The 10351-nt window shown below is 69.1% G+C and carries 6 protein-coding genes; 2 read left to right on the plus strand and 4 right to left on the minus strand.

Annotated features, from left to right (window positions below; all coding sequences use genetic code 11):
* The first annotated feature begins 35 nt into the window (after window positions 1–35).
* Window positions 36–962, plus strand: coding sequence for a carbohydrate ABC transporter permease (locus QU602_RS13425; protein WP_308796967.1), 927 nt, complete (start codon window positions 36–38; stop codon window positions 960–962).
* Window positions 956–1912 carry a carbohydrate ABC transporter permease gene (locus QU602_RS13430; RefSeq protein ID WP_308796968.1) on the plus strand — a complete coding sequence of 319 codons (957 nt, stop codon included), beginning with the start codon at window positions 956–958 and terminating at the stop codon, window positions 1910–1912. The genes QU602_RS13425 and QU602_RS13430 overlap by 7 nt, the downstream gene beginning before the upstream one ends.
* A gap of 180 nt (window positions 1913–2092) precedes the next feature.
* Here QU602_RS13430 and QU602_RS13435 read toward each other — a convergent pair whose 3' ends face one another.
* The 4 genes from QU602_RS13435 to QU602_RS13450 form a co-directional block, all read right to left on the minus strand.
* Window positions 2093–5290, minus strand: coding sequence for an RHS repeat domain-containing protein (locus tag QU602_RS13435; protein ID WP_308796969.1), 3198 nt, complete (start codon window positions 5288–5290; stop codon window positions 2093–2095).
* Window positions 5291–5468: 178 nt separating this feature from the next.
* The gene (locus tag QU602_RS13440; protein ID WP_308796970.1) at window positions 5469–7127 is read right to left on the minus strand and encodes an FAD-dependent oxidoreductase; all 1659 of its coding nucleotides are present in this window, start codon (window positions 7125–7127) and stop codon (window positions 5469–5471) included.
* A gap of 82 nt (window positions 7128–7209) precedes the next feature.
* Entirely contained in the window at window positions 7210–9261 is a 2052-nt protein-coding gene (locus QU602_RS13445; protein WP_308796971.1) for an RHS repeat-associated core domain-containing protein, read from the minus strand.
* A 130-nt stretch (window positions 9262–9391) separates the two neighbouring features.
* The gene (locus QU602_RS13450) at window positions 9392–10255 is read right to left on the minus strand and encodes an AraC family transcriptional regulator (protein WP_308796972.1); all 864 of its coding nucleotides are present in this window, start codon (window positions 10253–10255) and stop codon (window positions 9392–9394) included.
* Window positions 10256–10351: the final 96 nt, after the last annotated feature.

The raw sequence follows: 10351 nt of genomic DNA on the forward strand, positions 1-10351 counted from the left end.
GGTCCAGCACCACCCGAAACACCCGAGGAGTCACCGTGTCGGCAACCACCGCCGCTCCGCTCGCCCGACGTGGAAGCCGCCGCACCCCCGCTGCCCTGTGGGTGCTGCTCGTGCCGTTCCTCGTCATGTTCGCGGCGTTCTTCGTCGCGCCGATCGTGTTCGCGATCGTCGACAGCCTGTTCACGCAGCGGTCGAGCGGTCTCGGGCTCGGTGCGCCGACGCGCGAGTTCGTGTTCCTCGACAACTACCTCGGCGCGCTGTCGAACCCGTCGTTCATCGCGAGCCTCGGCCGCCTCGTGTTGTTCGCGGCGATCGAGGTGCCGCTCATGGTGGTCACCGCACTCGGCCTGGCGCTGTTGCTCGGTGCCGCGGCCGCGAGATTCCCGCGGTTGTTCCGTGTCACCTACTTCATGCCCTACGGCGTGCCGGGCGTCATCGCCTCGCTGCTGTGGGGCTTCCTGTACATCCCGGCGACGAGCCCCGTATTGCAGTTCCTCAGCAGCCTGGGCATCCAGGTGAACCCGCTGTCGAGCGACGCGGTGCTGTTCGCGATCGCGAACATCGCGCTCTGGGGCTTCGCGGGGTACAACATGCTCATCCTGATCGCGGCGCTCGACGCGATCCCGTCGGAGCTGTACGAGGCCGCGCGCCTCGACGGCGCGGGCGAGTGGCGCATGATCTGGCACATCAAGCTGCCGCTCATCCGGCCGTCGATCGTGCTCATCACGCTGTTCACGATCATCGGCACGCTGCAGCTATTCGTCGAGCCGCTCGTGCTGCGCCCGCTCACGACCGCGATCAGCTCGGACTTCACGCCGAATCTCGCCGCGTACAACCAGGCGTTCGCGCAGGGCAACCCGAACCTGGCGGCGGCCATGGCCGTCATCGTGGCGGTGCTCGCGTTCGCGTTCTCGGCGCTGTTCCTGCGGATCGTCAACCGGAAGGGGAACCGCGCATGGTGACCACCGACTCCCCCACGCGCGCCGCGGTCACGGTCGACGCCGACGCCTCGGGCCGTGCGCGCCGCGCGCGCCGGGCTCCCGCGCCCATCGCACGACCGGTCGGCCGCCCCGGCGGCGTCGCCGGCATGGTGCTCGTCAATGCCGCGCTCGTCGTCGCGGCCATCTATTTCCTGCTGCCGATTGTGTGGGTGCTCATCGCGGCGACGAAGTCGCCCGGCGACCTGTACTCCACGTTCGGGCTGTGGTTCTCGGATGCGCCGCAGGCGTGGGAGAACCTCGTGTCGCTGTTCACGCAGGACGGTGGCGCGTTCTCGATCTGGATCGTGAACTCGGTCATCTACTCGGGCGTCGGCGCGCTCGTCGCGACGGTGATCTCGACCGCGGCGGGCTACGCATTCGCGAAGTACGCGTTCCCGGCAAAGGAGACGTTGTTCTGGACGATCCTCGGCGGCGTGCTGGTGCCCGCGACGGTCATTGCGCTGCCGCTGTACTTCCTGCTGAACTCGGTCGGGCTGACCGGCTCGTACTGGAGCGTGCTGCTGCCGTCGATGGTGAGCCCGTTCGGCGTGTACCTCGCGCGCATCCACGCGAACTCGTCGGTGCCCGACGAGGTGATCGAGGCCGCGCGTATCGACGGCGCCGGCGACCTGCGGATCTTCGCGTCGATCGCGACGCGCATGATGACGCCCGCGATCGTCACGATCTTCCTGTTCCAGTTCGTCACGATCTGGAACAACTACCTGCTGCCGCTCGTCATGCTGAACGACACGCGGCGGTTCCCGATCACGCTCGGGCTCACCCTCTGGAACTCGCAGATCCAGCGCGACCCGGCATTCACGACGCTCGTCGTGACCGGGTCGGCAGTGTCGGTGATCTTGCTCGTGGTGCTCATGGTCTCGTTGCAGCGCTTCTGGAAGGCGGATCTGACGGCGGGCGCCTCCAAGGGTTGACCGGCTGCAAGGCTGGGCGGATGCCTCGCGGCGGGCGCCCTGGCAACGCCGCGCGCCCGTCGTGGTGAATCACGACGGGCGCGCGGCGTCGAGTCGGCAGCTGGGTGACGGAGGAGGGATCAGCCTTCCCGCACCATCTACCCGCCGAGGGATCGCAAATTGCAGGTGCGAGTGGGTCTATTACCAACCACCGGTGTAGTCGCCGCCGTCTTCACCCGAGCTGCTGTCCCTCTTGAGAGGGGCTGGCTTGCCGTCCCCGACCCCGCTGACGTGCCTGGTCGCTGGCGGGGTGCTGTCGGCGGAGGGAACGTGGTAATCCGTGTGCGCGTCCGCCGGGATGTCGACCACAGCCTTCTTGACGCCGAGCACCTCATCAGCCTGCTCCAGAGCCGTGCGGACGGTCCCAGCGTGAATCGCGTGATGTCCCTGCGGGTCGATCTTCGACAGCCGTGCCTGCGCCTTCGTGAGGTGCTTCTGCACGTCCTTTGCGTACATCACGAGGTTCGCGTCGATGTCAGCGAGCTTCTGCACGAACGTGTCGTAGTTCGCGGCTCTTGCGGCGTCGTTGCCGGGGTCGGGGAGGTTCGTATAGTTCGTCCTGAGGGTCATGAATCTCTTGAGCACGCGCCCCACGTGCGCGTCGAGCGTGAGCGTGACCGTCGCGAGATGCGTCTGGAACTTCAGGTCGTTGACGGCTTTGACGGCGTTATCGAGTTCAGTGACACCGATCTTTTGGAGGTCAATGGAACGGCCCTCGATTCTTCGAATCAACGTTTCCGCGTCGAGGCGCTTGCCGACACTCTGAGCGATCTTGGTCACACCAGCGCCGATGAAGAGCGCGGCGCTCACTGCGGCGAAGGTCCATGAGGCGATCTCGACTGCCTCCTTGTCGACCCACTGCACCTTCCCAAGCGCGTGGGCCACCTCGAACCCGGCGAGCACGGCGTCGCCGCCGGCGACCACGCCCGTGACAATGCCGAGCGCGCCAAGAGCAAAGCCACCGCTTGCCAGGAACGCCAGCGCGCCGACGAACGCCATCGCGAACCCGACCGCGACCGCGCCGAGTCGGAATGTGTCGACCTCCGACTGCCGCCCACTGGGATCGATGTTGGTGATCGGGTTCAGGTCGCCGTAGGCGTAGAGGTTCGCCAGGGGCGCGGCGTCTTCGGTGAGGAAGCGTGCCTGAACGGGGTCGTAGGTGCGCGGCCCGAGGGGTTGGGTGCCGTCGCGGTACGTGTATTCCGCGGCGTACTGGAACGGGTTGTACCCGAGCTCGCCGACACCGCCGGGAAGCGGGGTGGACTGCGCACCGGTGATGGTCGGCACACCGTAATCGGAGTACGCGTACCAGGTCCGGATCGCGCCATCCTGATCGAGGAGCTCGGTGACGTTCCCGTGCCGGTCGGTGCCGTAGTACGACGTGACCGCCGGCCCATCCCCGGTATCGGTGATGCGCGCCTGCCGGCTCGTGCCGATCAGGTAGCTCGCGGTGCCGCCCTCGCCGTCCGTGGTCTCGTGGACGTCGTTGAGCAGGGTGGCCCCGTCCCAGTAGAACCTGGTCGAACCGGTCTCGGTCGTGCGTTCACGACGGCTGCCATCGGCCCAGTACCTGGTGCCGATCTGCACGCCGTCGATCGTGGTCTGCACGATCGGGCGGTTCGCGGCGTCGTATTCGTACGCGGCGCCGACCCCGGACACGGTCAGGTTGCCGTCGGCGTCGAACTGCTGCGCACGCCGGTCACCGTCGGTCTCGATCGCGAGGAGTTCACCGACCTCGGAGTACTCGAACCGGCGTGTGGTGCTGACCTGCTCGGCCGTGTCGGGGTTCGTGATCACCGTCTCCGCGGCAAGGTCCCCACCCACCGTCGGCACGTACTCGGTGCGTTGCACGACCCGGCTGTCGGGTGCGTCGCTCTCGTGCACACTCGACCGGATCAGCCGCTCACGCAGGTCGTACTCGTACGCGGTGCGTGTGGCGTCCAGCTGCCCGGCGTCGTTCCGGACCCGGTCGACCCGGCTGGTCATCCGCCCGAACTCATCGAACACATACGACTCCCCCGCCGACCGCGACGCACCCTGCCCATCATGGAAGACCGTCGTCGCCGCGACCGGCTTCGAACCCGCGACCGGCGCACCGGCCGACGCATCCGGCTCGGGATACTCGAACGCCTGCTCCTGCACCACCCGCTCACCCGACGTCGCCGTCACCGCAACCGCACGCTCCGTCAACCGACGCTGCGCATCGACCGTGGAATCAACCCGCGTCTTCCCATCCGACAACCACGCCTCATACCCCGGCGCACCCGGCGCGGCGACAGCCAGCGCCGCACCGCCCACCGCGACCGACGCGTCGACGAACGGCCACCCACTCGGCACCGCCCCACCATGCACACCCCACTCGCGCACGCTCAGCTCGGCACCGGTCACCTCATCGACCAGCCGAACCCGGTCCACCCGCGCCACACCATCGGTCGACGCCTGCCACTCCACCACCGTCGACCCACCCGACGGCGTACTCACCCGCTCCACCAGGCCCGCACCGTCATACCCGACCCGAGTGGACCCCCCACCCGGACCGGACACCGCCGACACCCGACCACCATCGAGCTCGACCAGCCACCGCCCGCCCACACCCGAACCCTCGACCGGCGCCGTCACATTACTCCCCGGCACGATCACCAGCCGCGACGGATCCGACCAATCCAGCGACGTCACCGACCCATCAGGGCTCACCGCGGCAAGCAACTGGCCGCTCCCCCCAGCCTGCCAGCGCCAATCCAACCGGTCACCACCGACCACCAGCTTCGCGACCGGGAACCCCGCCGCATCGAAATACGTCGACGCGCCACCCAGCTCATGCAACACGTACGCGTACGACGTCTCGCCGACCGACCCATCGACCCGCGCCGGAACGACCGCGCCCGCCTCCGCACGCGCGAACCTCACATCCGACCCCGGATACCCTTCCAGCCCCGAAGGCGACGTCGCACTCATCGGGTACGCCCCACCGGTCGGCGGGTACACCCAGACACCCCCGGTCACCTTGAGCGTCGTCAACCCGAACGACCAGCCACCACCCAACCGCACGGCATCGGTCGCCGCGGCCCGCGAATCCCACGCCAGGCGCAACCCACCCGCCGCGACCGTGAACCCGAACGCCCCGTCCAGCTCACCGATCGTCGCCTCGAGCGCGTCGCCGAGCGCGAACGACCCCAGCTGCACGTCGCCCGCCTCACCGTCGGGCGGCGCCGCCGCCCACGCCGGCGAGACCAAACCCCCGACCAACCCGGCGCACAACACGGCGCCGACGGCGAGCCCCCACCTCCCGAGCCCGCGTTCTCGAGATCGGTCGACTCGACATTGGTCGGCACGCAGCATTGCACACTCCAAACTCATGGATATCGAAGGGATCAAAGTGCACTCTAATATACTTCTACGGAAGGTTCCATACCTGTTTCAAGGAATCGCCTCGGGTCTCGGGAATCGCCCCACTGCGCGTCGCGGTCGGCTGACGAGCCTCGTGGCGGATGCCTCGGGCCCGGTGCCGTGCGCCGATTCAGGCGTCGGCGGGCTGGCGGCGCAGTGCGAGGTACTGGTGCACGAAGGCGATAGCCATGCCGCCTTCGCCGACGCCCGCCGCGACGCGTTTGACCGAGCCCGAGCGCACGTCGCCGATGGCGAAGATGCCGGGCACGCTCGTCTCGAGCGCGAACGGCCGGCGGTCGAGCGGCCAGGCGCCGGCGTCCGAGGCATCCGTGCCCGTGAGCGTGAAGCCGTGCGCGTCGCGCACGACGTCCGCCGGCAGCCAGCCGGTGACCGCGTCGGCGCCGATCATGATGAAGACGACCGTGAACGAACGCCGGGTCGTGTGCTCCGCCCGGCGGTCGTAGACGTCGACGGACGCCAGCTCGCGGTCGCCGTGCAGCGCCGCGATCTCGCTGCGCGTCTCTACGGCGATGCCGCCGTGGTCGCCGATCTGGTCGATGAGGTAGCGCGACATGCTCGCCTCGAGCGATGGACCGCGAACCAGCATCGTGACGGTGCGGGCGTGTCGTGCGAAGAAGATCGCGGCCTGTCCGGCGGAGTTGCCCGCGCCGACGATCGCCACGTCGGCGCCTTTCGCGAGCGCGGCGTCGCTGCGTGCGGCGCCGTAGAAGACGCCGTTGCCGAGGAACCGCTCGATGCCCGGGACCGGCAGTGTGCGCCACGCCACGCCGGTGGCGACGATCACGACGGGGGCGCGCAGCGTGTCGCCGCCGTCGAGCACGACCTCGTGCAGTGCAACACCCGCACGGCCCGGCCGGATGGTCTCGACCGTGCGCGTCACCACGATCTCGGCGCCGAGACGTTTCGCCTGCTTGAGCGCACGGCTCGCGAGGTCGTCGCCCGAGATGCCGAACGGGAACCCGGTGTAGTTCTCGATGCGGGTCGAAGTGCCGGCCTGCCCGCCGGGCGCGAGCGACTCGATCACGACGGTGCGCAGCCCCTCGGCTGCGGCGTTCACCGCAGCGGTGAGCCCGGCCGGCCCGGCGCCGAGGATGACGACGTCGTAGTCGGTGGCCGTGGGCTCGACCTCGAGCCCGGCCGCGACGGCGACCGCGCGCAGGCTCGGGGCGACGAGCCGTGCACCGTCGGCACGTTCGAGGATCGGCCAGGAGGCGCCGGTTCGATCGGTGTCGGGCGCGTCGACGGTCACGCGCTCGAAGGCAACCTGGTTGCGGGTGAGGAATCCTGCGATCTCATGCGTGCGTGCGTGCTGCCGGGGCCCGACGAGTCGCACCTCGGTCTCGGGTTGTTCGGCGGCGAGGTCCTGGAGGGAGTCGAGGTAGCGGCGCGCGAGCGACGCGACGCGCGCCGGGATCGACGGCGCCATCGAGGCGACGGTGTAGAACGCCGTCACGTCGAGCTTGACGATCCGCGCGGCGCGGTCGGCGCGGCCGCTCGCGGGGAACGGCGTGCTGAGCGTCATCGGCACCTCGCCGAAGAACTGCCCGGGCTTGCGCCGCCCGATCACGCGCTCCTCGCCGTTGACGACCTTCGTGATCTCGGCGCCGCCCTCGACCACGACGAACAGCGCCCGCTCGTCGCCCTCGTGCGCGAAGTACTCGCCGGGGACCAGCCGGATGTCCTCGACCGCGTTCGCGAGGTACACGAGCGTCGGATCGGGCAAGGGCGCGAAGATCGGGATGGCCCGGAGTTCGCCGATCGTGATCATTCGCCGAACGTATCGAGCAGGTGCCGCACCGGTCAACGGACCCAGGTCGCCGATGTTCGGTGCACCGACGCTCGGTCGCCCGTCAGAAGTCCGCATCGAGCAGCGGGCGCCGGCTGTCGTCCGGCGACACGCTTCGGAGCAGGAGCGGAGAAGCCTCGCTCCGGTCCGGCGACGACTCCCTGGAACTGCGCGACGAGTGGGCTGGCGTGGGAACCGGGGTCGTCTCCTTGGCGAACAGGCCACCGATCTCCTTCTGCATCGCTCCCACCCGGCTGAACGCGTCGCGCGCCTGTTCCGTTCCGGCGAGACCCGACCTCGCCTGCCTGCGGAGCCGGGTCTCAGCCGCAGACAAGTAGACGCGAGCGGCCTTCAGATCGTACGTGAGGCTGTGATGCACGGTCTTGACGGCCGTGCGCGTCTGTTCCAGCACGTTGCCGCCGAAATCACGTGCGGTGTTCGCCTCGGTCGCCGCGATCGATTTCGCGAAGCGCAGATGCTTCAGCGCATTGTCGACGGTCTTCGCCGTCGCGCGATCCGTGAGGTTCGCCGCCGCACCGGCGAGCCCGTCCAGATCGGCATTGGCCAGCCAGGTGTTCCAGCGCATGATCTGCTGTTGCCGCCGTTCGAGGCTGCTCACCCCGTCGCTCAGGCGATCGGCGCAGTTCATGAGTTCGAAGCAGGTCGTCGCGGCTTTGCTGCCGCCGCGCGCCGCCCACCTGGCGGCCGCACCCCCGAAGCCGACGACGACGCTCGCGGCGGCGAACGCCCAGGAGGCGATCTCGATGGCGCGGTCATCCTTCGCGATGTCGATCCTCTGGCTTGCCTCGATGGCCTGAATGGCCGCAAGCAGGGTGTCGCCGAAGGCGATCGCGACACCGATGAACCCGAAGACGTTGAACAGTATGCCCGGCGTCATGACCATCGCCAGGCCACCGAACAGGGCCATGCCGAACGCGACCGCGCCGACGATGGTGTGCATCAGGTCCTTTTCGGCGTCGCGTCCGGTGGGGTCGATGTTGGTGATCGGGTTGAGGTCGCCGTAGGCGTACAGGTTCGCGAGGGGTGCGTCGTCTTGAGTGGTGAAGCGGGCCTGTGCCGGGTCGTAGATGCGCGGGCCGAGGGGTTGGCTGCCGTCGCGGTACGTGTATTCGCCGGCGTATTGGAACGGGTTGTGGCCGAGCTCGCCGATGCCTGCCGGAAGCTGGTCGGGCTGGTCGCCGGTCACGGTTGCGATGCCGTAGTCGGTGTACGCGTACGAGGTGGTGACCGTGCCGGTGTGGTCGGTCAGGTCAGTGATGTTGCCGTGTCGGTCGGTGCCGTAGTACGACGTGCTCGCCGCGTCATCGGCGGGGCGGATGCTTCGGGTGTGCCGAGTGGCTCCGATCAGGTAACTCGCGGTGCCGTGCGCGCCGTCGGCGGTGTCATGCACGTCGTTGAGGAGCCGGTCGCCGTCCCAGTAGTACCGGGTCGACCCGGATTCGGTCGTGTGCTCGCGGCGTGAACCGTCGGCCCAGTACCTGGTGCCGATCCGCACCCCCTCCCCGGTGGTGTGCGTGACCGGCAACCCCGCCGCGTCGAAATACGTCGACACCCCACCCAGCTCATGCAACACGAACGCATACGGCGTCTCACCCACCGACCCGTCCGCCCGCGCCGGCACCACCGCACCCGGCACCGCGGCCCGGAACACCACATCCACACCCGAATACCCATCAAGCCCCGACGGCACCGACGCATTCATCGCGAACGCCCCACCCGACGCCGGATACACCCACACCCCACCAACCACCCGCACCGTCGCCAACCCGAACGACCAACCGCCACCGAGCCCCACCGCATCGACCGCCGCCGCACGCGAATCCCAGCCCAGCTGCACCCCACCCGCCGACAGACCGAACCCAAACGACCCATCCAACTCACCGATCGTCCCCTCAAGCGCATCCCCCAGCGCGAACGACCCCAACTCCACCCCACCCGCACCACCACCAGGCGGCTCAACCGCCCACCCCGGCGACACGAGCCCGCCGACCAGGCCGACGCAGAGCACCGACCCGATGGCGATCGCCCAGCCCGCCCGGCCTCCGGATTCGATCCCGCAGCCACGTTCCACTCGACTCTGACCGGCACGCGCCATGACACACTCCAAGCATTCGACGATTGCATGTCAATATACTTGAACTCACCACATCGAGTAGTCCACTCGGCCGGCCCATTGTGGACAAGTCCCGCGGCGAGCGCGTCCGGGCCACGACACGGCCGCCCGCTCAGCCCTTCCGCTGCACCCGGTACTCCGTCGGGCTCATCCCGTGCACGCGGCTGAACTGCCGCGAGAAGTAGAACGCGTCCGCGTACCCCACGTCACGAGCGATCTCGGACACATGCAAGGCGGTCGTGTCGAGCAGCCTCCGCGCCCGAGCCATCTTGAGTGCGGTGTGATAGGCGAGCACGCCACCACCCGTCGCCTCCCGGAACAGCGCCCCGAGATGCGAGGTCGACACGCCCACGAGCCGCGCCAGGTCCGAGACCCTGATCGCCCCGTCGACCCGCTCCTCGAGATACCGCATCGCGCGTTCGAGCGGCTCGCCCTGCTCGGGCAGCTTGCGGTCGACCGCCAGCTGCGTCATGAGTCGCCACGCGATGCCCGCGGTCGCGAGCAGCCGAGCGGGCGACTGGTCGCGTTCGAGCGCCGACACGATCTCGTCGAGCAACACGGTCACGCGGTCCAACGCGCGCAGCGACACGAGCGGCCGACCCACGTCCGCCCCCACGGCGGCCCACAGGTCGGCGAGATCACTCCCGCGGAGATGACACCACCAGATCGTCCATGGATGCTCCGGATCAGCCCCGTACGAGTGTGCGGCCCCCGGCGGCACGAGCACGGCCGTCGACGGGCTCACCCGCACGCGCGTCCCGTCCAGGTCGAGCCAGCCGGCGCCGTCGACGCAGACGATGACGATCGCCTCCTCGGCGCCTCTCTGCCGCACACGCAGGTGCCCCCCGGCCCGCGGGAACCAGCCCGCGTCGGTCACGACGAGCCGCCGCGTGACCGGTCGCGCGAGCGCCTCGGCGACCGCGGGCCTCGGCACCACGCACAACCGCTGGTTCTCGAACCCGTCGCGACGCTCCACGTCCTCATCCTGTCATGGCCGCGCAGCGCCACGGCGTGGAATCGTCCATGTGCGTCCGACGATCGGCCATGTGCCAGAGACATCCGCCGACCTAGC

Origin of the sequence: Agromyces protaetiae (genome assembly GCF_030866785.1) — a bacterium.
Classification (GTDB): domain Bacteria; phylum Actinomycetota; class Actinomycetes; order Actinomycetales; family Microbacteriaceae; genus Agromyces; species Agromyces silvae.